General features: G+C 62.7%; 19 protein-coding genes. 10 read left to right on the forward strand and 9 right to left on the reverse strand.

The genetic code is table 11. The features are described 5' to 3' along the window. Positions 1 to 11: 11 nt before the first annotated feature. Complete coding sequence (locus GQR91_RS18710; protein ID WP_160146837.1) at positions 12 to 1,472, reverse strand: S10 family serine carboxypeptidase-like protein; 1,461 nt, start codon at positions 1,470 to 1,472, stop codon at positions 12 to 14. Between the two features lie 237 nt (positions 1,473 to 1,709). Between GQR91_RS18710 and GQR91_RS18715 the strand changes: the two genes are divergently transcribed. Continuing rightward, on the forward strand, positions 1,710 to 2,903 hold the full coding sequence (locus tag GQR91_RS18715) for an aminotransferase class V-fold PLP-dependent enzyme (protein WP_249042678.1): 1,194 nt from the start codon (positions 1,710 to 1,712) through the stop codon (positions 2,901 to 2,903). Between the two features lie 41 nt (positions 2,904 to 2,944). Here the strand turns inward: GQR91_RS18715 and GQR91_RS18720 are convergent, their stop codons facing one another. The 7 genes from GQR91_RS18720 to hutI are packed head-to-tail and all read right to left on the reverse strand — an operon-like array spanning position 2,945 to position 11,516. Beyond that, entirely contained in the window at positions 2,945 to 4,699 is a 1,755-nt protein-coding gene (locus tag GQR91_RS18720; RefSeq protein WP_149683143.1) for a M61 metallopeptidase family protein, read from the reverse strand. Next, the gene (locus tag GQR91_RS18725) at positions 4,696 to 5,691 is read right to left on the reverse strand and encodes an ornithine cyclodeaminase family protein (protein ID WP_149683144.1); all 996 of its coding nucleotides are present in this window, start codon (positions 5,689 to 5,691) and stop codon (positions 4,696 to 4,698) included. Before GQR91_RS18725 ends, GQR91_RS18720 begins: the two co-directional genes overlap by 4 nt. 48 nt (positions 5,692 to 5,739) lie before the next feature. Continuing rightward, on the reverse strand, positions 5,740 to 6,330 hold the full coding sequence (locus GQR91_RS18730) for a HutD/Ves family protein (protein WP_149683145.1): 591 nt from the start codon (positions 6,328 to 6,330) through the stop codon (positions 5,740 to 5,742). Further along, positions 6,327 to 7,985 carry a urocanate hydratase gene (gene hutU, locus GQR91_RS18735; RefSeq protein WP_149683146.1) on the reverse strand — a complete coding sequence of 553 codons (1,659 nt, stop codon included), beginning with the start codon at positions 7,983 to 7,985 and terminating at the stop codon, positions 6,327 to 6,329. Before hutU ends, GQR91_RS18730 begins: the two co-directional genes overlap by 4 nt. Beyond that, on the reverse strand, positions 7,982 to 8,791 hold the full coding sequence (gene hutG, locus GQR91_RS18740; RefSeq protein ID WP_149683147.1) for an N-formylglutamate deformylase: 810 nt from the start codon (positions 8,789 to 8,791) through the stop codon (positions 7,982 to 7,984). Before hutG ends, hutU begins: the two co-directional genes overlap by 4 nt. Next, positions 8,788 to 10,317 carry a histidine ammonia-lyase gene (gene hutH, locus GQR91_RS18745; RefSeq protein WP_149683148.1) on the reverse strand — a complete coding sequence of 510 codons (1,530 nt, stop codon included), beginning with the start codon at positions 10,315 to 10,317 and terminating at the stop codon, positions 8,788 to 8,790. Before hutH ends, hutG begins: the two co-directional genes overlap by 4 nt. Beyond that, positions 10,314 to 11,516, reverse strand: coding sequence for an imidazolonepropionase (gene hutI, locus GQR91_RS18750; RefSeq protein WP_174236660.1), 1,203 nt, complete (start codon positions 11,514 to 11,516; stop codon positions 10,314 to 10,316). The genes hutH and hutI overlap by 4 nt, the downstream gene beginning before the upstream one ends. A gap of 77 nt (positions 11,517 to 11,593) precedes the next feature. On the opposite strand from hutI, the gene GQR91_RS18755 reads away from it, so the two are divergent. From GQR91_RS18755 to GQR91_RS19975, 6 genes are all read left to right on the forward strand, one after another. After that, the gene (locus tag GQR91_RS18755; RefSeq protein WP_235904128.1) at positions 11,594 to 12,958 is read left to right on the forward strand and encodes a formimidoylglutamate deiminase; all 1,365 of its coding nucleotides are present in this window, start codon (positions 11,594 to 11,596) and stop codon (positions 12,956 to 12,958) included. Then, entirely contained in the window at positions 12,948 to 13,655 is a 708-nt protein-coding gene (gene hutC, locus GQR91_RS18760; RefSeq protein ID WP_149683149.1) for a histidine utilization transcriptional repressor HutC, read from the forward strand. The genes GQR91_RS18755 and hutC overlap by 11 nt, the downstream gene beginning before the upstream one ends. A 171-nt stretch (positions 13,656 to 13,826) precedes the next feature. Next, positions 13,827 to 15,431 (forward strand): S10 family peptidase, encoded by a 1,605-nt coding sequence (locus GQR91_RS18765; RefSeq protein ID WP_149683150.1) that lies wholly within the window; start codon positions 13,827 to 13,829, stop codon positions 15,429 to 15,431. Next, entirely contained in the window at positions 15,428 to 16,966 is a 1,539-nt protein-coding gene (locus GQR91_RS18770; protein ID WP_160146839.1) for a S10 family serine carboxypeptidase-like protein, read from the forward strand. Before GQR91_RS18765 ends, GQR91_RS18770 begins: the two co-directional genes overlap by 4 nt. Before the next feature lie 273 nt (positions 16,967 to 17,239). Next, positions 17,240 to 17,488, forward strand: a complete 249-nt coding sequence (locus GQR91_RS18775) for a helix-turn-helix domain-containing protein (protein WP_149683152.1) — start codon at positions 17,240 to 17,242, stop codon at positions 17,486 to 17,488. A 147-nt stretch (positions 17,489 to 17,635) separates the two neighbouring features. After that, entirely contained in the window at positions 17,636 to 17,866 is a 231-nt protein-coding gene (locus GQR91_RS19975; protein ID WP_375781611.1) for a helix-turn-helix domain-containing protein, read from the forward strand. On the opposite strand, the gene GQR91_RS18785 is transcribed toward GQR91_RS19975, so the two are convergent. Then, positions 17,784 to 18,374: a helix-turn-helix domain-containing protein gene (locus tag GQR91_RS18785; protein WP_149683154.1), complete on the reverse strand. Its 591-nt coding sequence runs from the start codon at positions 18,372 to 18,374 to the stop codon at positions 17,784 to 17,786. The genes GQR91_RS19975 and GQR91_RS18785 overlap by 83 nt on opposite strands. 227 nt (positions 18,375 to 18,601) lie before the next feature. Here GQR91_RS18785 and GQR91_RS18790 point away from each other — a divergent pair, with 227 nt between their 5' ends. The 3 genes from GQR91_RS18790 to GQR91_RS18800 all read left to right on the forward strand — a co-directional run bounded on the left by GQR91_RS18790 (position 18,602) and on the right by GQR91_RS18800 (position 21,652). Further along, positions 18,602 to 19,399 carry a muramidase gene (locus GQR91_RS18790; protein WP_211368846.1) on the forward strand — a complete coding sequence of 266 codons (798 nt, stop codon included), beginning with the start codon at positions 18,602 to 18,604 and terminating at the stop codon, positions 19,397 to 19,399. Between the two features lie 349 nt (positions 19,400 to 19,748). Then, a complete protein-coding gene (locus GQR91_RS18795) occupies positions 19,749 to 20,354 on the forward strand; it encodes a lytic transglycosylase domain-containing protein (protein WP_149683156.1) in 606 nt (201 codons plus the stop codon). Then, positions 20,351 to 21,652 (forward strand): LPD7 domain-containing protein, encoded by a 1,302-nt coding sequence (locus tag GQR91_RS18800; protein WP_149683157.1) that lies wholly within the window; start codon positions 20,351 to 20,353, stop codon positions 21,650 to 21,652. The genes GQR91_RS18795 and GQR91_RS18800 overlap by 4 nt, the downstream gene beginning before the upstream one ends. Positions 21,653 to 21,659 lie beyond the last annotated feature (7 nt).

The following is a 21,659-nucleotide window of genomic DNA, read 5'->3' on the forward strand; positions in this document are numbered from 1 at the left end:
ATGCCCGTAGATCAATCAGGCCGATTGAGCAGGGGGGCAAAGAGCCGGGACATGGTCTTGCGCTCCGCGGCTGAGTCGAAAACCGAATGTCCCGTCCACAGCATGGCCGAATGCACTCTCTGCATCGGCGCACCGGCTTGTTCCAGCTGACGACGGGGGCCGAGCACCGGGACGGCCATGTCATAGAATCCACCGATCAGCATCGTTTTAAGCCGCGGCTTGGCGCGCATAGTCCGCGCGATATTTCCAGCCAGGTCGCGAGACGCGGGGTCGGCAACGCTTGCTGACCAATCCCACTGAAAATTTACGTCAAGCGTTAAAGAGACGTAGGGCCGGCGACCCGGCACGGCCAGTTCGCCGTGCATGTAGCGAGTGATGCCGTCCGAAAGAATGACGTTGCTAGCGCCTAACCCGAGCGCCGGGTCGTTAGCCTGCGAGGGCCGGCCTGGCTGATTACGCGGCACAGGCGCTGTAACACGGGTGTCGAGCAGTCCGACGACGAGATGATCCGCCGCACGAAGCTCTTTTCTGAAATCTTCCGGGTCGACCCGTAGACCGGCGGCGAGCACGGTTTCCGGGCTCATACCGAGAAAGCTCGCTACGCGGTCTGCAACGACGCGTCGCCGCGCTGAGCTCAGACGATCGCCAGCGGCAAGAGCTGCCGAATACTCGCCGATGGCGAAGCGGCGAGCTTCCTCGAACACCTCGGCCTGTGGTCGGCCAGACTCGCCCCTACCGTTCTGCGCGGCAGCCACCGCCATTGTCGGCAGCAGGGCCACCGCCGCTGCATCCCGTTGAGCCGCCGTTGCTTTTTCCGGCGAACTGTCGAAGCTCGGCGAGATCAGTATCAACCCGACAAGGTTGAGATCGCCAGCGTCCGCGCAAATGCGAGCAGCCCTTGCTCCACCATAGCTCTCACCGGCAACGATAACCGGGCTGCGCTCGCGGCGATGGGTGCGCAGCCAAGCGCGCATCATGCCGAGGACGGCTTTGGCGTCTCCGGGAACGCTCCAATATGGCTTGCCGCTTCCGCCTGGCAACACTCGACTGAGCCCCGTTCCCACCGGATCGATAAAGACGAGATCTGCGCCGCCAATAAGGCTATCGGGATTGTCGGCTATGCTCTGCCGCCCGTCAGCTGCCTTCAGGCGCAGGCGCGGGCCGAAGCCCTCGAATTGCAACGGTGACGAGGAGGCGCCAGGACCGCCATTGAACGCGAAGATCACCGGGCGCGATGTCTGTCGGGGTACATCGGTGCGGACGTAGGAGGTAGCCGAGATTGTCGCCTGAGGCCGACCGGCGGCGTCGTGCAAGACCTTTTCGGTGAAGGTGGCGGCATAGCGTATAGGCCTGCCGGCGACTGTCACAACATGATGGGTGGTGACGGGCGGCGGTACTGGCTCCTCGGCCGCCCCTTCGACCGCGCCCGAGAGGAAGGCTAGCGCCGCCCCGGCAAGCAAGATCCTGCGCATTGTTCCTCCTCGTCTCATTCAAGCGCCTGTTATCATTCGTCGAGGAGCGGTCGCCATGCTCATTCGGTCCGAGATCCTCGCTTGCCGACCTGCTCTATGCGCAACGGTGGCTCAAACGGCTAAATCTTGTCGCAAAACACACGAAGAGCGGCAAACGGAGTGTGCATTTGCCGACGCATGCCAACTACAATGTCGGACTGGAGGACAGGAATGACGGTCTCACGACGAAACATGCTGATGGCTAGCCTTGCTGCACCGGTAGCCACAAAATTGGCAGCGGCCACGTCGCCAGCGGCATTGCCGGACAAGATGTCGTTCGTCCCCGCCGACGTGACCTATCTAGATCCAGGCTCGACGCATCCCGTGTCGATCGGTGCCCGAGCAGCTGTGGATCGGTACTTGCGACATCGTATGCTGGATCCAACGGCGGCAGCATACGAGCTGGACGAGGATGGCGTTCGTGCCCGCTTCGCAGCGCTGGTTGGTGCAGATGCGGACGAGATCGCGTACGTACAGAGCACCACGGCAGGCGAGCAGCTTGTCATCGCTGCTCTGGGATTGCCGGCGCAAGGAGCGCACATTGTCACCGACACGCTTCACTTTTTCGGGTCGTTTCCGCTGTACGAACAGCTGGCGAAGCAGGGCTGTCGGGTGACATGGCTGCGCCCGACGCAGGGGCGCATCCGCGTCGAAGAGATTGAGCGCGCCATCACGCCAGGGACCAAGCTCGTCGCGGTGTCAGCCGTGTCAACCTTCAACGGATTTGCTCACGACCTACGACGGGTAGCGGAAATCGCGCATGCCAACGGGGCGCTCGTCTATGCCGACATCATCCACGCCGCAGGTTGCGTCCCGATCGACCTCCACGCAACCGGCGTCGATTTCGCGGCCTGCTCCAGTTACAAATGGCTGATGGGCGATTTCGGACTAGGCTTCCTTTATGCCCGTAAGGATCGCCTCGCGTCGCTTAAGCGAACCCAAGCGGGTTATTACGGCATCGACTCCTTTCAGTCGCACGTCTATCCGCTCGACCCCCCAGGTTCGAACATTGCCGACTATTCCTTCTCGGATACGGCCATGGGGCATTTCGCGTTCGGTACTTATTCTCACATGGGGGTAGCGGCGCTTGGATGGTCGCTCGATTACATAATGAAGTTGGGCGTCCCGCGCATTCAGACACATGCTCAGGAACTCACCGATCGCTTGAAGCGGGAACTGCCGCGTCTCGGCTATAAAGTTGATACGCCGCCCGAGGCGCGCACCCCGATCGTGACCTGCATCTACCCGGATGCTCGCAAGAAGTTGAAGACGAAGTTGGACGCGGCAAAGATCCGGATGACCGTGGGCGACAACAGGTTCCGCGCCACCGTCTCAGTCTTCAACGACATGAATGATATCGACAAGCTGCTCGCGACGCTCGGACGCGCCTGAGGCAGGAGGCGGGGGCGTTGGCTCCCGCCTCCTGCCGGTCATCAAAGCTTGCAGGCGCTGTCCGCAATGCCCGGAACGCGCGCCCACTGCCACGCCTCTACCGGGGCGGAATAGGGCGAGAAACGCAGCGGCATCTCCTTACCATCCCGACGCACGACAACATCGGCTCTCGCGGCCGGATCATTGCGCAGTTTCCCGATCGGCGTCAGCGAAACAATCGGATCTCCCTCGCGCAAGCCCGCCTCAGCAGCTCGCGAGCCTGCACGAAGGTCTTTGACGACGCCGAGCCGCATTTCGTCAAAGCCCAAATCAAACGCTCGAGCGGTCGTCTTTTCAAGCCGGAAGCACGGCCCGAACGTCCCCTGCGGCGGCACGATCGTCTTACCCGCCACCATATCGAGATAATCCTGTCGCGCCTGAGGGCCAAGTTCGCGCACGACCATGGTTATCCATTGCTCCAGCCCGACTTTCTCTCCAGCGCGTTGTCGGCGAAGAACCTCGAGCACCAGATCATCGAGCGACCGCCGGCCGCCGCTCTTGGCCTTCAACTCGCCGTCGACCTTGGCGAGGTACATGAACCCACGGCCGTATGGCACACGCTGCGCACGCGCGTCGGCCCAGAACTGTTTGCCGGCCGCAGCATTGGTGAGATGAAGGAACGGATTAGTGTAATAGTCGCGCGCGTGCGCATTCGCGACCTTGAGGAACCGATCAAGGTCGATCGTGCCTGCGCGAAGCGACAGCAGCAAAGCGTAGAATTCTGCCGTGCCTTCCGAATACCAGGCGGTCAGCGGGTGATCGTCCTCTGCACCGTCGAGACTGGGCCAGCTGTGCGCCATCTCATGCGCGATCAGCATATCAGTGCCATCTCCGGTCGTTTGGCCCTGTGCGCCATAACCGAACATAAACGAACGGCTAAGAGACGTGCCGCCCCCCGACGGATAGGGGTTGCCACGCGCGAATACGCGATAGGTGGCATCAGGCGGATCGCCAAAGAAGCGCGACATGTGATTGTACAGGCGATGGACGTTCTTCCCCATCACAACCGGGTCGAACGGCGGCTGCTGAAGCCAATAGAAGCCGAAATTGCCTTTGCCGTCTGCCGGCGCGCTTCTCACCGGCCCGGCGGCGTAAAACGAGAAGGCGAGAAGCTGCGCTGGGCCGACTGTCGTCTGATCCCCCTCGCCAAAACTCCAAATGCCGCGCTGCGTCGCCGCGGTGCGGGGCAGATCCCAGTGCAGGCTGATGCGATAGGGCTTTTCCTCAACCGGTAGCGCGAAGAAGTAAACGCCTGCGCCGATCAAACCGCCCCCTTGTGCCCGCAGGTCAAAAAGCGGTCCATTCCGCGTGTCCCTGTTCACGGCTCGTGGCGCGGTGGCATAGCGCACCGTAACGTCGCCGCGCGTGGCCCGATTCACGAGGTAGGTGCGGTAAGTGCCGCTGGCGCCAGGCGCCTGGTCACTATGCGTTAGCGTCAGCTCCCCGGCGTCGTCCGATGCTTGGATCGCCGATGCCGGATAGCTTGCAGTCTGAAGGCCGACGAGCATCAAAGGCATTCTGAGCAGCGGGGCACCAGCGGTCGTTTTGGGAGCTGGAATGCGCATGGTCACGCCCATCCGATCGAACCCCTGAGCATCGCCGCTCGGCGTCAACGTAACCGCCAGCGGCGGCGGGGCGGCCGTGTCAGAACCGGGTGCGGGTGCGGGTGCGGGTGCGGCCCCTATCAGCGCAAGCGCGGTCACGCTTGCAAGCGCGGCACGGCGCAACCCGGTGCCAAGACGTCGATGATCAATCATGAAGAAGCCCCTCCGGTCTGTGTTTCACTCTGCTGCAGGCGTTGTCGATAAAGGAGTGCAACCGCCGCCAAATCCTGCACGGCGTGTCCCAACGACTTGTAGACTGTTATCTCTTGAGCGCTCTGCCGACCGACAACCGCCCCGCTCAAGACTTCGCCTATCTCGGCGACGACATGGCTGTCATCGACCCGACCTGCTGCCTTAGCGACGAGGAACTCAGCGCCTTGCGCCAAGACCGATGCCCGACTGTCTGCAACAAATCGGCCAACGGCGACCAAATCGTCATCGACTTCGACGGGTCCGGGACCGCTGGAACCGACCAGGTTAATATGCGTGCCGGGGCGGACCCAGCGGCCATGAAGGATCGGCTGCGCCGCACCGCTCACCGTGCAGATGATGTCGGCTTGAGCGGCGGCTCGCTCGCCGTCTAGCTCCACAGTGATATCTAGCCCCGTTTCGGCGGCGAGGCTCGCCGCAAGCTTTTGCGCCTTGGTTTCGTCACGTCCCCAGAGAACTACGCGCTCGATCGATCGGACGAGCGCGAGCGCCCGGACATGCTCAGCCGCCTGTGCACCGGTTCCGAAGATGGTAAGCCTGGTCGCATCGGCGCGGGCGAGCGCGTCCGTTGCGACGGCGGTCGCGGCAGCGGTACGGATCAGCGTCACCTCTTCAGCGTCTGCGATGCAGACCGGGTGCCCCTCTTCGGGCTCGAAGAGGACCACGAGCCCGCGATGCGCGCGGCGGCCTGGATCGTCACGGTTGGGGAAGACCGAGATCAGCTTAGCGCCGAAAAAGTCGTCTTCGGCCAGCGCACCCGGCATCAGGGCAAAGGTCCGCCGCTCGCCTAGCGAAAGCATGGTGCGAAGCAGCTGCCGGGTACGGCCGGCAGACAGTGCGCGCATCGCAGACCGAACCGCGCCTATACAGGCGGAATGGCCGAGGTGGCGCCGGACATAGGTTCGATCGAAGAAGGCGATGTCAGGGATCGACATGAAAAAAACAAAGCTCCACGCAATAGGCAGAAGACAAGGTGGCTAGCATCAGGACGCGACAGGTTGATCGGTGGCTACGATCGTGACCAGCAGCACGTTTGCGCCCTCGCGATGCTTTAGATGCAGTGTCCCGCCGTTGCTGAGGAGAAGCGCGTCGCACAAGCCGAGGTGATATCGGCTATCACCGCAATCGACCGTTGCTGCTTCGCCAGCAAAGAGCAACACCGTTCCGTTCTCGGGCACATTGACGGTGGATGAGACTCTCTCTACTTTAGCTGCAAAGGCGTCCCTTCGCACCATCACGTTCAAATCATGGACAACGCCTTCAGGTGCCGAGCCGTCAACTGCCTGATCACCCGCGAAGGCAAATGGTGCACAGCTCGAGGAGAGCGTTACCGGCGCATGCTGCGGACCGAAATCCAGATCGAGCCTGCCGTCGAGGACGACGAGGACGCGATCCACGCCGGGAAAGCATGAGAAGGGTCCCGATCCGGTTACCTCAGCCATGCTGACGCGCCAGTCGAAGCTTTCGCCCGCTCCGGCCGCGGGAGCACAGCAGATTTCGCGCGTGATCCCGCCACCGTTGCGCCAAGGCTGCGCGACGCGATCGGCTGCGCGCAGGAGGCGCGGAGTCTTCATCGCAAGATGCCGGGAAGATCCAGGCCCTTCTCCCGCGCGCAATTGAGCGCGATGTCATACCCTGCGTCGGCGTGACGCATGACACCTGTCGCAGGGTCGTTCCACAACACGCGCTCCAGCCGGCGTGCGGCTTCAGGCGTGCCGTCGGCAACGATTACCATGCCCGAGTGCTGCGAATAGCCCATTCCAACACCTCCGCCGTGGTGCAGGGAAACCCAGGTGGCGCCCGACGCGGTGTTAAGGAGCGCATTAAGCAGCGGCCAGTCGGAGACCGCATCAGATCCGTCGCGCATCGCCTCGGTCTCGCGGTTGGGTGAGGCGACCGAACCGGAATCGAGATGGTCACGCCCGATGACCACCGGCGCCTTGAGCTCACCCGAGGCTACCATCTCATTGAAAGCGAGCCCTAGCCGATGACGATCGCCCAGGCCGACCCAGCAGATGCGCGCGGGCAGCCCCTGAAAATGGATGCGCTCGCGTGCCATATCCAACCAGCGATGGAGGTGCGCATCGTCAGGCAGCAGCTCCTTCACCTTGGCATCCGTCCGGTAGATATCCTCCGGGTCTCCCGACAGCGCCACCCAGCGGAACGGACCAACGCCTCGGCAGAACAGCGGTCGGATATAGGCTGGAACAAAGCCGGGAAAGGCGAAGGCGTCCGCAACGCCTTGGTCCTTGGCAACTTGCCGAATATTGTTTCCGTAGTCGGTGGTCGGCACGCCGTCCCGGCTGAAGGCGAGCATGGCCTCGACATGGCGTGCCATGGACGCTTTGGCGGCTTCTGCCACGACCGTCGGATTCTGCTCTCGCGTCGCCAGCCAGCGCTCGACCGTCCAACCTGCCGGAAGGTAGCCGTTCACCGGATCATGTGCACTGGTCTGATCGGTCAATAGATCCGGACGGATACCGCGTGCGTGCATCTCCGGCAGCAACTCTGCGGCATTGCCGAGCAGGCCAACCGAGACCGGCTTGCGCGCGGTCGTGACGATCTCGATCGCCTCATCAAGGCTGTCGGTCGCGCGGTCGAGATAGCCGGTGCGCAGTCGCATATCGATGCGACTTTGCTGACATTCGATCGCGAGACACGACGCACCGGCCATGACCGCCGCGAGCGGCTGCGCTCCGCCCATTCCGCCGAGCCCGGCGGTCAGCAGCCAGCGGCCCGACAGGTCGCCGCCATAATGTTGGCGCCCCATCTCGACGAACGTCTCGTAGGTGCCCTGCACGATACCCTGCGTGCCGATGTAGATCCACGACCCCGCCGTCATCTGTCCGTACATGGCGAGCCCCTTGCGATCGAGCTCATCGAAATGCTCCCAATCGGCCCAGCGCGGCACGAGATTAGAATTAGCGAGTAGCACCCGAGGCGCATCTGGATGAGTACGAAATACGCCCACAGGCTTGCCCGACTGGATCAACAGCGTCTGGTCGTCTTCCAGACGCTCCAACGTGGCCACGATGCGGTCGTAGCTATCCCAGTCTCGCGTGGCGCGGCCGATCCCGCCATAGACGACCAGTTCCTCCGGTCGCTCCGCCACGTCCGGATGAAGATTGTTCATCAACATGCGAAGCGGCGCTTCCGTCAGCCAGCTTCGGGCCGTGCGTGTGGTGCCCGTCGCGGCAGCGACACGGCGGCTGGGGTCAAGGCGGCTCATGAGTGTCCTTTCGCAAAGGAGATGCAGGCGTGGATGATGGCCCGCAGCGTCGGCGCCACGGAGGGTTCCGGGTGGGCCAGCGCGGGCCAGTTCATTTCATCGGGCTGATCGGGCTCAGCAAGGTAGCCTCGCATCGCCAACTCCATCTGGATCGCGTGAATGCCGTCGCATGGTCGTCCGTAATGCCGGGTCGTCCAGCCGCCGCGGAAGCGGCCATCGATAACGATGTCCAGCCCGCTAGCTGCGCATATGTCGGCCACCGCGTCGCGCAGAGCTGGATCGCAGGTGACGCCGCCGTCGGTACCGATATTGAAATGGGGCAGCACCCCATCAAACAGTCGAGGAATGCGGCTGCGGATCGAGTGCGCATCGTAAAGCACGACTGTTTTGTGGCGTTCCCGCAACCGGCGAAGCTCTGCCGCAAGCGCGGCATGATATGGATCGAAATAGACGCCGCGCCGGCGTTCAATTTCGGCAGGTGTTGGCGGATCTCCATGATAGAGCGCCTCACCATCGAAGGTTTCAGCCGGACATAGGCCCGTGGTCGCCTGCCCCGGGTAAAGAGATACTCCCGATGGATCGCGGTTGCAGTCGATCACACTGCGCGACACGCGCGTGCGGACTAAAGTCACGTCCAGGTCGCGGCCGAACGCGTAGAGTTCGTCAATCCACCAGTCGGTGTCCTTGCGTGCCCGCCACGAAGAAACGAACGCTGCTTCCAGCTCAGCAGGGATATCGGTGCCTGTGTGCGGCAAACCGATGACAAGCGGAGCATCGCCGCGTCGGACCTCGATTAAATCGCTCATCCCAGCCCCGGCAGACAGACGCCCGCAGCCGCGACGAGGCTGCCCGATCGGACGATGGTTGTGGCTGCTTCCATGTCGGGGTGGAAATACCGGTCGTCGTCCAGCGTCGGCACTGCGGCGCGAAGGTGTGCACGGGCGGCTTCGAGGGCGACGCTCGAGACGAGGGGGCGGTGAAAGTCGCATCCCTGCGCTGCGGCGAGCAACTCGATCCCGATAACGGCGGTGGCATTATCCGCCATGTCGAGCAGTCGACGGCTACCATGTGCCGCCATGGATACGTGATCCTCCTGATTGGCGGAGGTGGGGATCGAATCTACCGAAGCGGGATACGCGCGCTGCTTGTTCTCGCTGACTAGCGCAGCGGCGGTGACCTGCGGAATCATGAATCCGGAGTTGAGACCGGGACGTGGCGTCAGGAAAGCAGGTAAACCCGACAGCGCAGGATCAACCAGCATGGCGATCCGCCGCTCGGAAATCGAGCCAATCTCGCACACCGCCAGCGCGATCATGTCGGCGGCAAAAGCGACCGGCTCTGCGTGGAAATTGCCACCAGACAGTGCTTCGTCGGTTTCAGGGAACACAAGCGGGTTGTCGGAGACACCGTTCGCTTCCGTCTCCAGCGTTGCGGCGGACTGGCGCAGCACATCCAGCGCCGCGCCCATGACCTGTGGCTGGCAGCGTAAGCAGTAAGGATCTTGGACACGAACGTCGTCCACCAGATGGCTCGCGCGGATGGCGGAGCCGGCCATCAGAGAACGCAGTGCTTCTGCGCTTTCGATTTGACCACGATGCTGCCGGAGCGCGTGAATGCGTCCATCAAACGGCGTGTCAGATCCGCGCGCCGCCTCGGTCGAGAGGGCCCCAGTAACGAGCGCCGCCTGGAACAGGCGCTCAGCTCCGAACAAACCGGCTAGAGCGTTGGCTGTCGAAAATTGCGTGCCATTTAGGAGTGCCAGTCCTTCCTTCGGGCCAAGCTCCAAAGGCTGAAGGCTGGCGGCTTGCAACGCGTCGGCCGCTGGGCGGCGCTGACCCTCGACCTGAATTTCACCCACGCCGATCATCGCTGCAGCCATGTGGGACAAGGGAGCCAGATCCCCGCTCGCGCCAACGGAACCTTGTGCCGGAACGACCGGAGTAAGACCGCGGTCGAGCATCGCCTCAAGAAGCGCTATTGTTTCAGGGCTCACGCCCGATGCGCCCTGCGCCAGACTGGCGAGCTTCAGCGCCATCATCAGTCGTATGACGGGGACAGGGGAGGGCCTGCCGGTGCCCGCAGCATGGCTCAACACGATATTGCGCTGTAGGGTCGCAAGATCGTCATCACCGATCCGCACCGTCGCAAGCTTTCCGAAACCGGTGTTAATGCCGTAGACCGGCGCACCACGCGCGACAATTCGAGCGACGGCTTGCGCACTTGCTGCGATCGGACCAGCACTCGACGGGTTCAGGCGAACGCCTGCGCCGAACCAGATGCTGCGCCAGTCCTTCAGACTGACTTCGCCGGGGGTGAGTAGTTGGTCGGTCAACGGCCTCTCCAAATACGGGCATGGAGTGGGTTGAACCCCATGCGATAGACAAGTTCGGCAGGCTGCTCGATGTCCCAGATTGCGAGGTCACAGGCCTTGCCGGCTTCGAGGGTCCCGATCTCATGATCGAGGCCGAGAGCGACGGCAGCGTTGCGGGTGACACCCAGCAGACATTCCTCGACCGTCAGTCGGAACAGCGTTGCGCCCATGTTGAGCACGAGGAGCAGCGAAGTGAGCGGGGAGGTGCCCGGATTGCAGTCGGTCGCCAATGCGATCGGCACGCCCGCCACGCGCAGCCCCTCAACGGGCGGCAGCTTTGTTTCCCGCATGAAATAGTAGGCACCGGGCAAGAGGGTGGCGACGGTGCCTGCCGCGGCCATCGCCGTGATGCCGGCATTATCCAAATATTCCAGGTGATCGGCCGACAGCGCACCGTATCGGGCGGCGAGCGACGCGCCGCCTAGGTTCGATAGCTGCTCGGCGTGAAGCTTGACTGGCAAGCCATAGGCAGCGGCGGCGGCAAAGATCCGCTCAACCTGGGCGGGGCTGAATGCAATGCTCTCGCAGAAAGCATCCACCGCATCCGCCAAACCCTCGGCAGCAATTGCCGGTAGCATCTCGTCGCACACCACGGCCATGAAGCCGTCCGCGTCGTCGCGATGCTCAGGCGGTACCGCGTGGGCGCCGAGGAAGGTGGTGGCGATGCGCACGGGGCGTTCGCCTCCCAGCCGTCGCGCGGCGCGCAGCATTCGAAGTTCCGACTCGCATTGAAGTCCGTACCCTGACTTCACTTCCACGGTGGTCACGCCTTCAGCGATGAGCGCGTCGAGGCGCGGCAAGGCGGCAGTGACCAGCGCGTCCTCGCTCGCTGCGCGTGTTGCGTGCATCGTCGAGACGATCCCGCCGCCAGCGCGTGCAATTTCTTCGTAGCTGGCGCCAGCCAAGCGCAATTCGAACTCTCGCGCACGGTCGCCGCCAAAAATCAGATGAGTATGGCAGTCAATCAGGCCTGGCGTGATCCACCGCCCTTCGCAGTCGATCACATCGACAGCGCTTAGCCGCGGAGCCTCTACAGCAGTGCCAGCGAAAACGATGCGTCCATCCCGCACAGCGACCAATCCGTCGTCGATAAGGCCAAGGCCTTCTCCCGCCATCGTCGCTAGCCTGGCATTGCGCCATAGCCGGTCGCAGTTTTGCATCACGTGCTCCCGCATCGTTGCTTGCGGCCCATTATGTCTATACATTTAACGTGATGCAAGCGATGAGGAGCAGCTTCGTGACGAAGACTTTCTGGATGGATGCGGCGCTCCTCCCGACGGGATGGGCAAATCGAACGCGCATTAGCGTGGAAGCGGGTGTCATCCAGTCGATCGAACTAGATGTGACGCCCCGAGTGGGGGACGAGCGATGCGGGGTGATCGTGCCCGGCGTCCCCAATCTCCATAGTCACGCTTTTCAGCGCGCGATGGCGGGGCTAGCCGAACATCGCGGCGATCGGTCGGACAGCTTCTGGACGTGGCGCGATCTCATGTATCGCTTCGCTCAACGTCTCGACCCGGAAGGCATGCGCGCGATCGCCGCCCTCGCGTTCATGGAGATGTTGGAAGGTGGCTTTGTGCGAGTGGGTGAATTCCATTACCTTCATCACCAGCCGTCTGGCGCATATTACGACAATGTGGCCGAGATGAGCGCCGCCATTATCGCAGCAGCCGAAGAGACGGGCATCGCGCTGACGCTGCTTCCGGTCCTTTACGCGGCGTCGGGCTTCGGCGGATCGATTCCTAACGTCACCCAACGGCGCTTCGTCAACGGGCTCGAAGCGTTCAATAATCTTCTCGAGGCAATTGAAACCGCCGCAACGGGACACCCGGACATAGTAGTAGGTCTTGCGCCGCATAGCCTACGCGCGGTGCCGCCGGATCTGCTTCGTGACGTTGTTCGCCTGCGTCCGCACGCGCCGGTCCATATTCACGTCGCTGAGCAGGTTCAGGAGGTGGAGGACTGCATCAAATGGAGCGGTCGCCGACCAGTCGAGTGGCTCCTGGATGAAGTAGAGGTGAGTGATCGCTGGTGCCTCGTGCACGCAACGCATGTTACCGACATTGAGTTGGCCCGCATCGTCGCGAGCGGGTCGGTCGTTGGCCTATGCCCGATTACGGAGGCAAACCTTGGCGACGGCATTTTCCCGGCGGCGGGCCTGCTGGAGCAAGGCGGGCGGTTTGGCATCGGGACTGACTCGAACGTTCGCATCGGAGTAGCGAACGAGCTGGCTCTGCTAGAATATGGTCAACGTCTTGTTCGGCGAGAGCGCAACGTCCTTGCCCAGCCTGGTGCGGCAACCGGTCGGTCCTTGTTCGAAGCGGCAATCGAGGGCGGCGCTGTGACTCTCGGGGGGGGGCTGTGCGGCATTGTGCCAGGCGCGCCGGCCGACTTCGTCCAACTCGACCGCGCACATCCCTCGCTTGTGCATCGAAATGGCGATGCGCTCCTCGACAGTTGGATCTTTGCAAGCGGAAACCCGGCGGTTGAGCATGTCTGGCGGCGTGGTAGAAAGGTGGTCGAGGGAGGACGGCACCATGCGCGGGAGCGAATTGTGCACCGTTATGGTGAGGCGTTGAAACGGTTAATGGATGAGGAATAAGCGCGCGACCAGTCTGCACGGCCGTATCCGTTCGGACGTCGAAAAGGCGATTATGACGGGACAGCTGCGACCAGGTGATCGTATCCCGTCCGAGGCCGACTACATGGAGCGCTACGGCTGCTCGCGGATGACGGTTAGCAAAGCCCTTTCGTCGCTGTCTGCCGCCGGCCTCATCGAACGCCGCAAGCGTGCGGGATCATTCGTTGCGCCCCAGACGATCGATATGGCCGCACTCGCGATCCCCGATATCCGTGCGGAAATCGAGGGGCGTGGCGCCCGCTACGGCATGGACCTATTGAATCGGCGGATCACGCCCGACGGTGATGGGATGATCGTAGGGGAGACGCCGGGATCGTTCCTTCGCCTTACATCACGCCACTTGGCCGATGGCAGGCCCTTTGCGATCGAACACCGCATAATCAATCTAACTGCCGTGCCCGAGGCGCGCGCCGTTGATTTCACTTCCCAGCCACCGGGTAGCTGGCTCCTGGCTAACATCCCCTGGACACAGGCGGAAAATCGTATTGCGGCGAGGCTGGCGGGAGAGGATGCGGATGCGCTCGCTTGCGACGTTGGCGCGCCGTGCCTTTGCCTTGATAGACGGACATGGCGGGCAGGGGAGGCAATCACCAGCGTTCGCCAGATCTTCTCGGCAGCCGGGTTCAATCTGATCGCGAGGTTTAGCGCTGCAAGCTGATGGCGCTTCCACGACCAAGACTTTCCCGTAAATTCGCACGAAAGCGCATATTTGATGCGCCATCCGTGCGGCTTGTCCTGCGCTTCGCAATGTTCTCGCATCGGTCCCCTGCCAATATGTGACTCATCAGAGTGAAGAGAGGGGCATAGCTTGTTCTTAAGGCGAGCGATTTTGGCGCTGGTAGCCATGATCGGCACGACGCAGGCGCAGGCGCAGGTGCCGCCCTCGGTTGCGCCAGAAGGGCAAGATGCAGCGAGGGGAGGGGGCGGGCCGCCGCTGCCGCCGTCCGCGACTGTGTGGCGGATGGATCCCGCCAAAGACCGCGCCCCGATCGTGCCGCGCCGCTTCGTACGCGATCGGGTTGGCGTCTTCGCAGGCACCCGCCTGAAATACACGGTAACGGCTGCCGACACCCTGCTGAAGGATGCGCTTGGCCGGCCGACTGGCTCCATCTTCTCCTTTTCCTACGTCGCGCGGCCACGTGCAGGGTTTGATCGCCCGGTGATCTTCATCTTCAACGGCGGTCCCGGCTCCTCGTCGCTATGGCTGCACATGGGCGTGCTCGGACCGCGCAAGATCGCGTTCCGCGACGTATCGCCGAGCCAGGTGCCGCCCTATCGCTTGGTCGACAACCCGGACAGTGCGCTCGCCGTTGCAGACCTCGTATTTGTCGATCCGATCGGCACCGGCTTCAGCCGCTACTGGGGCGGGGGCAAGCCGTCAGACTTTTATGGACGGGAGGAAGACGCCAAGGCCACGGTGGATTTCATCCAGGACTGGTTGCGCGTCAACCACCGCTGGAACAGCCCCAAGTTCCTGATCGGTGAGAGCTACGGGACAACCCGCGCCGCTCTGGTGGCGAACCGCCTGTTCGGTGGCGTCTTTGGCGGCACCCTGCGCGGGATCGCGATTAACGGCGTCATTATGATAGGGGGCAATGGCGGCCTGGCGACACCGCAGGGCAACGACGCCTACCTCACCACCTTTACCACGATGGCGGCGACTGCCTGGTACCACGGGCGGGTGAATGCCGCAGGCCGCAGCTTCGACCAGTTCATCGCCGACGCCGGCCGCTTCGCGCACGACGGACTGTTGCCAGGTCTCGATAGCTGGGCGACGCTCGGCGCGCCTGAGCGCTCAGCGCTGGCGCAAAGGGCTGCAGGCTTCGTGGGGCTCCACCCTGATTATCTGCTCTCCAAGGGCCTCAAGATCGAAGTGCCCGAGTTTCAGAAGGCATTGCTGGCCGATCGGCACGAAGTGATCGGTATGTATGATGGCCGCTATACGCTGCCAGCGATGGGGGGCGCGCACGATCCGGTTGGCGACGATCCCGCCATGGGCCAATATGCCCCCGCGTTCATCGGCGGCTTTGAAACCTACATTCGCGACGACCTAGGGATCGATGTAGACGATGAGTACGTCGTGATCGACTGGATCAACGTCAACTTCCCCTTCTCGCAGCGCGGCGGTGAGGATGACACCGCCGGCGCGGCACTGGCAGCCACCATGCGGCGCAACCCGGACATGTGGCTGATGTCGATCCAGGGTTGGTTCGACATGTTCGGCGCGGTGGGTAGCGCCGCCTACGGAATTGCGCAGCGTGAGCTTCCGTCCGATCGCGTTGAGCAGAAGACGTATTGGTCCGGACACATGGCCTATGTCGGAGATGCCGGGCTAAAGATGGCTGCCGACCTCAAGGATTTCATCCGCCGGGCGTCGCTTGGGCGTCCCCACTCGGTCGCCGCGGCCGCAAAGAGCGAAGGAGACCGCCCGTGACGCTGCTAAAAAGCCTCAGAGGTCGCAGCGCCTTGATCGGTGCCGCTCTTGCGGCGAGCGCGCTAGCTGCAGGCGCTGCTGGCGCGCAGGATCGTACGACTCCGCCCGAGAGGATCGCCCCTCTCCTTCACGACGATGAGGCAATCGTTGTCACCCATCACGAGGTTCGTACGTCGGCCGGCGTGCTCAACTACGACGCGCGTGCCGGGCGCCTCGCCATCCGCAACGACGAAACCGGCGCGGTACGCGGCTATGTCTACTTTACCGCCTATGTGGTGCCTACACAGAACGGCCGCTCGCGCCCGCTGACGATACTATGGAACGGCGGTCCTTCGAGCAACTCGCTGCTGCTCCACACCGAGATGTTCGGGCCGCGCCGCATCACCGAAAGTGGGATGGTCGACAACGCAGAAACGCTGCTGGCGACCTCCGATCTTGTCTTCTACGATCCAGTGGGTACCGGCTTCAGCCGCGCAGGGAATGACGCCGACCGCGAGTTCCTGACCACCTTGGGCGATTTCGCGGAGACGGCGGAGTTCGTGCGCGCCTATCGCGCGCGCTTTGCCGCTAGCCGTCAACCGCTCTTCCTTGCCGGCGAAAGCTACGGCACTTGGCGGGTAAACGGCACGACCGAGATGCTGACGAACAGGGGGATTCGCGTAGCCGGCGCGATCCTGATCTCAGGAGGCGTGCCGGGATCGCTGATGTCGGCCGCGTTCCAGGATGCGATGTACGTGCCAGCGCGGACGGCGACCGCGTTCGAGTTGCGCAAGCTACCGCCTGACCTGCTGCGCAACAAGGACGCGACGATGGCACAAGTCAACGCATGGATAAGGACAACATACCTGCCAGCGCTGGAACACGTCGAGACGCTTACGCGCGCGCAGCGCGACGCCGTGACCGTATCGCTTGCCCGCTTTACGGGTGTGCGTCCGGAGCAGATCGATCGCAAAACGCTGGTGATGACCAACAACGCTTACAAGTCGGGGTTATTCGAAGGCAATCGCGACAGAATGCTGAACACCTTCGACATGCGATTGCAAGGTTCAAACCCGGCAGCGGAGGCGGAGGTACCGAACCGCGTTCAGACCCTCGCTGACTATTTTCGCGGCGAACTCGGCTACAGAACCGACCTCGCCTACACCGGCTTGGAGGACGGCTACATGCCGACCCCTGGCCCTCCGAGGCGGTCGACGGGCGAACGATGGGACTATAATCACGTGAAGATCACACCCGAAGTTGTCGCACGGATGCAGTCGGGTGGGGGGCCGCCGCTATCTCAGCCGTGGCTACAGAACGCGATGCGTAAGGACGCCGGCATTCACGTATTCGTCGCTGCGGGTCGCTACGACAGCCTCAACATGTGCGAAGGTAACCTAGCCATGTCGGGCAAGCTGGAAACCTCGCTCTCCTCCCGCTTTGAGCATCATTGCTATGAGGGCGGTCACATGATGTATCATGTTCCAGCTTCGCGCTTGAGGTTGGCGCGCGATGTCGCCGACTTTGTAAATCGGGTTTCCAAAACCGCGCCATGATGTCGTGCATCAGTCACGGTTGTGAGCTACCCGCGCGTGGTCACGGCGTGGATCAATAATCAGCTTCGACCCTGCCTGTCCGGTTTCGATTTTACATAATCTTTGTTATCGAACTCGACCTAATGCGCTGATTGGGGCCGGAAATCAGCTGCCCGCGCCCTTGCCCACCGCGATCAGTCGCCTCACTTTCGCCGCTGTCACGTGCCCCTTGTTAGCGAGGCAGGCAAGGCGTTTATCGTGGGACCTCGACCAAACTTTTGATATCGATACCCTATGTCGCTACCCATTGTCGCTGATCACCTGAAACTGCCCGCTGCTGAGCTCTTTGGCGATCGCCTCAAGCAGCGCAGGCTCGAACTGGGGATGACGCAGGCGCAGTTTGCGGATCGCGTCGGGAGCACCGCCGCCTATGTCTCGCAGGTCGAACGAGGACAGGCAAACCCGACGCTTGATGTCATGGCGAAGTTTGCCGCTGTGGCCGGAATGGAGGTCTGGGATATGCTTCGGCCTTCCAAAGGCTAGCCGAGAAATACTCCGCATCTGGTCGTAATCGTATCCAAAGATGCGATTGTTGGCCCTTGTCGGCCGCGGTAAAGTCCTTTCGACGACAAGCGTGTTACCTATGCGTCGCGGGAGAATGCTTGCGTGACTGATGGTGCAATATTGCGGATGCGCTTTGGGAAGAGAGTCGGCCGTCTAGCAAAGCGGTCCGGCTTGTCGGTCGACGAACTGGCTGACCGGGCGGAATTGTCAACGAGCCGTATGGAAGACGTGCTGCACGGGCGGCAGAATTGCGTCACGCTACGTGAGATGAACGTCATCGCGCGGGCACTGGCGGCTCCCCTCCCCGATCTCCTTGCTCCGAGCGACGACTGGGATCGTGGCGCTCGAGGAAGTTGAAGAGCGTTGATCGCGAGACGCCTCTCGCCTTTGCAACGCTGGTCGCGGTGGCGCCGGCCTCTTCCAGCTGCCTCCTGATGCTCGACAAATCCGCAGGATCGAGCAGCGGCTTGCGTCCGCGCGATGCCGTCTCCGGATGCGTTTTCAAGCCGTGCAGATAGCGATGGTGACCATCGAGTGCCCGCAACAGCGCGTGCAGTTTGTCGCCCGGTGCCGGATCGATGACGATGTCGGCCGAGACAATCTCGAAGGCGATACCATCGCGAAGCAGTCTGCCGATGATGCGGATCAACGTGCCTGTCGAGATCGTGATGCAGTTGAGATCGTACACGGCAACCCGATCACCCGCCTCGAGCCGAATGCCGGCTCGCGAGAGCAGTTCGCCGAATTTATTGAAGCTGTGGCGACCAGCGATAATGACGTGAGCATCGGGCCTCATGGCAGCCTGCTGGTCGACGATCGTCGCCGAACCTTGGCATTCCGCGAGAAACGCGACGGTCTTACTCACCCCCAGGCCCTCCCCTCGCCGAACGATGCTGCTCCTTCCGCAACGTCGTTGCCCAGGAGGCCGACTTACTAGGTCATGCGCCAACAGCGAGCAACATGGGCACGACCGTCTGTAGCGGGCCCGCCTGCCGCCTTGAGCACGGATGCTCACCCACGTCCTAAAACGGCAATTGCCTGATGCGTCATTATCGTCTAATGGTTTAGTTGGACTGGAATGGACAGTGAGGCATGGTGCTTCCCACGACGCTGACAGCGAAGGCGATAAAGCTCTGCGCAGCGATGCTTGGAGCTTCGGGCGCGTCATTGCCTGCGTCCTTCCCGATCGTCGTCACAAGCGGCGTTCATCTCACCGATGCGCCGCAGAATGCAGCGGATGCCGAGGCGACCGTTCGTGACCTCATCGCCCTTGGAGCCGACTTCACGGCAGGTCCGCTGGCGATCAATGGACGCGACTTCGCTACCTATGGCGTCACGCCGCGTTCGGCATTCGACCCCTGTGCCCTCGCGCGTATCGACGGATCTTTTGATCCTTCCTTGAGGAGGATCGCTCCTACCGTCTCGTCAGTCACGGCGCTGCTCCGTCAGGCCTTCGGTGCGCGCATCACCGATACGATCCGGCCGACGAACGCGACCTATGGCGCGCGGTATAGCTGGCACAAGGTGGGCCAGGCGATCGACTTCGTCCCGGCAGGCGGTGTCGGCGCGATCGACCGCGCGCAGATCCGCGCCCTTCTCGCATCCCATCAGCTTCAGGTCGTCGAACTGCTCGGTCCTGGAGATCCTGGTCACTCGAACCACTGGCACGTCGCTTTCGCGCAACCCGGCCAGATCAGCGATGATCCGCGCCGGATCGAAGGCGACGAGGACTGGATCGTCGACGTCCCCAACATGGAACAGAAGCAAAGGCTCGCGGCAGCCGAGCCGAGATCGGCGGCTCAGAAAACGCCGCAGTCGGTCTCGGCGGCGCCTCCCACCTGGGACGTATTCGCCACAGCGCAGTGGCAAGCAGGTCAGGGAGGCGGGTGATGCTGGGACAAGGTTTTAAGCGATGTGTCGGAGCGACAGCCAACTTGGCGCTTCCGCTCGCCGCACTGATCGGGATCGCGATGCCGCAGTCCGCTCGCGCCTCCGACTGGGGATGTCAGGTGATCCTGTGTCTAGCGACGCCAGGATCGCCAACGACGTATCCTGCATGCGTGCCTCCCATCACCAAACTCTGGCAGCACCTGGCGACAGGCGGGGTTTTTCCAACTTGCCTCGGCGTTGGCATTCGAAGTCGTGCCAGCAAACATGGCTATACGGTCACGATCACCAGGACCGATGGCGTGACGTCGCGGTATCAGCTCGACACGCGCTACCAGTCGGTGACGCCTCAGTGATCTACGATATTCCTGCCATCATCGTCCTTGCGCAGCGGTGTGCCCCTGAGGTCGCGACAGAAGCGATGGTACCGCTCGTGGTGACTGAGAGCGGCGGCGATGCGCTGCAAATCAACATCAATAAAGGTCCGCGCGTCCGCGCTCGATCCGTTTCGGAAGGGGTAGCCCTTGTCCGCCGCTACGTCGCTGCTGGCTACACGGTGGATGTCGGTCTTGCCCAGATCAATTCCGCTAACTTCGCCCGCCTCGGCGCGACCATCGAAGCGGTTTTCGAGCCCTGCAACAATCTTCGCCTGGCCTCCCAGATGCTGCAAAGCGGTTACGGCACGGCATCCCGCTATTATGCCGGGATCGATGCGATCTCCGCGACGTACTCGCTGTACAATACCGGGAGACTAACCCGAGGAATTCGGAACGGGTACGTCGGTCGCATCTGGTCGACCGCGGCGAAGCTGGGCTCGATCGCCACAGCGCCGGCGCTTCCCGACAGTGGCGCAGACGTCGCTACACCCCCCTCCCCGGCCCCCGTAGCGGCCCGTCTCCGACAGGACGAATGGGTCGTCGGCCAGCTTCGATCCGGTACGATCGAGGTGTTCAAATGAGTGCCACGAACAGCATCGCGCGGGAAGTCAACGCGGGCGAGACGCCTGCTGTGCCGGTCGGCTTCGAACTGCCGCCGGCTCTTGCTTCGCGATACAAGGTTCGCATCGTCGATGGGGCGGATGGAGAGCAGCGCATCGGTTTGTTCCGACCGGTTGACCGCGATGGCCCGTCGATAGAGATCACGAACGATCGCATTGTCGCCAGAAGCGAGGATGCCGAAACCGTCGCCGCGCTGGTAAAGATCGCTCAGCATAGCGGCTGGGATCGTATCGCGGTCGATGGATCGCCCGAGTTCCGACAGGCAGTCTGGAAGGCCGCTTCGCGCGAGGGGCTCGCCGTTAGCGGTTATGAACCAAGCTTCGCCGAGCTGGAGGGCGTGGCGCAGACACGGCGCGAGACGTCCGATGGCCATGTGCGCGATCTCCAAGCCCAAACACCATCTGACGAGCGAACCGGTGCGACCGGTGGCCATGCTCCGCTCGAGGCGGTTGCGGCGGCCGCGAGCGGCAGCCGGGGAGACGATGTAGAACGCGACGGCAATGATCTGTCCGACGGTGATCGCCGCCTGCTCTTGACGCTCAGCCGACACACCGAAGACCGAAAGTCTCTCGCGGAGGGAATTCGTCCGGACATGGATGCGTTCGATCGGGAGGTCCAGAACGAGCGGCTCGAGAGCAATCGCGAGGCGCTGAGTGCCGCGTTGGATCAGGCGCTAGAAAGCCCTACGCTGGTGGCCGCTTTCCAGCGCGCAGGCTTCGAACCGGAGGCGTTGCGATCGTCAAGCAAGTCAGACCAGTGGGATCGCGACATCGCGGACGCGGTCTATCTCGCGCGATCGGGTTTGCACCGCGACGCTGCGGACCGAGAGACAAACATCCCGGCTGCCAGCCTCCGAGATCTAGAAACCGCTCGGGACGATAGAACGCCAGCTGAGCGAGCGGACGGTGAGCCTGGACCGGCCGTCGCGCGCGAGCCTCTTCTCTTGGAGGCTCAGAGCCACACTACGCCGGATCGGCGTCGCGACGACGACGAGCTGGCCGAAGTATTTTTGCATGGACCGCCGGAGCGGATCGCAGCTGACCCGCGGCTCGAAGGGGCGCGGCAGGCACAAGCCGCCATGGAGCTTCATATCGGCGAGATTTTTGGCGGGGATGCGAGCCGGATGACGTCCGCCACGCTCGAAAGCCGCCTGATGATCTCGGATGTGCTGCGGCGTGGGCTCGATGTCTCGGTCCGAGAATCAACGCCTATTCGTCAGATCGAGCCGGTCCAAAACCGGCCCGACATGGAGAGGTAGTGCAAGC

This window comes from Sphingomonas carotinifaciens (genome assembly GCF_009789535.1).
Lineage (GTDB): Bacteria > Pseudomonadota > Alphaproteobacteria > Sphingomonadales > Sphingomonadaceae > Sphingomonas > Sphingomonas carotinifaciens.

Coding starts and splice junctions, on each gene's coding strand:
- GQR91_RS18710 (WP_160146837.1), bottom strand. CDS start 1,472: ATGCGCAGGATCTTGCTTGCCGGGGCGGCGCTAGCCTTCCTCTCGGGC.
- GQR91_RS18715 (WP_249042678.1), top strand. CDS start 1,710: ATGGCTAGCCTTGCTGCACCGGTAGCCACAAAATTGGCAGCGGCCACG.
- GQR91_RS18720 (WP_149683143.1), bottom strand. CDS start 4,699: ATGATTGATCATCGACGTCTTGGCACCGGGTTGCGCCGTGCCGCGCTT.
- GQR91_RS18725 (WP_149683144.1), bottom strand. CDS start 5,691: ATGTCGATCCCTGACATCGCCTTCTTCGATCGAACCTATGTCCGGCGC.
- GQR91_RS18730 (WP_149683145.1), bottom strand. CDS start 6,330: ATGAAGACTCCGCGCCTCCTGCGCGCAGCCGATCGCGTCGCGCAGCCT.
- hutU (WP_149683146.1), bottom strand. CDS start 7,985: ATGAGCCGCCTTGACCCCAGCCGCCGTGTCGCTGCCGCGACGGGCACC.
- hutG (WP_149683147.1), bottom strand. CDS start 8,791: ATGAGCGATTTAATCGAGGTCCGACGCGGCGATGCTCCGCTTGTCATC.
- hutI (WP_174236660.1), bottom strand. CDS start 11,516: ATGCAAAACTGCGACCGGCTATGGCGCAATGCCAGGCTAGCGACGATG.
- hutC (WP_149683149.1), top strand. CDS start 12,948: ATGAGGAATAAGCGCGCGACCAGTCTGCACGGCCGTATCCGTTCGGAC.
- GQR91_RS18775 (WP_149683152.1), top strand. CDS start 17,240: ATGTCGCTACCCATTGTCGCTGATCACCTGAAACTGCCCGCTGCTGAG.
- GQR91_RS19975 (WP_375781611.1), top strand. CDS start 17,636: ATGCGCTTTGGGAAGAGAGTCGGCCGTCTAGCAAAGCGGTCCGGCTTG.
- GQR91_RS18790 (WP_211368846.1), top strand. CDS start 18,602: ATGGTGCTTCCCACGACGCTGACAGCGAAGGCGATAAAGCTCTGCGCA.
- GQR91_RS18800 (WP_149683157.1), top strand. CDS start 20,351: ATGAGTGCCACGAACAGCATCGCGCGGGAAGTCAACGCGGGCGAGACG.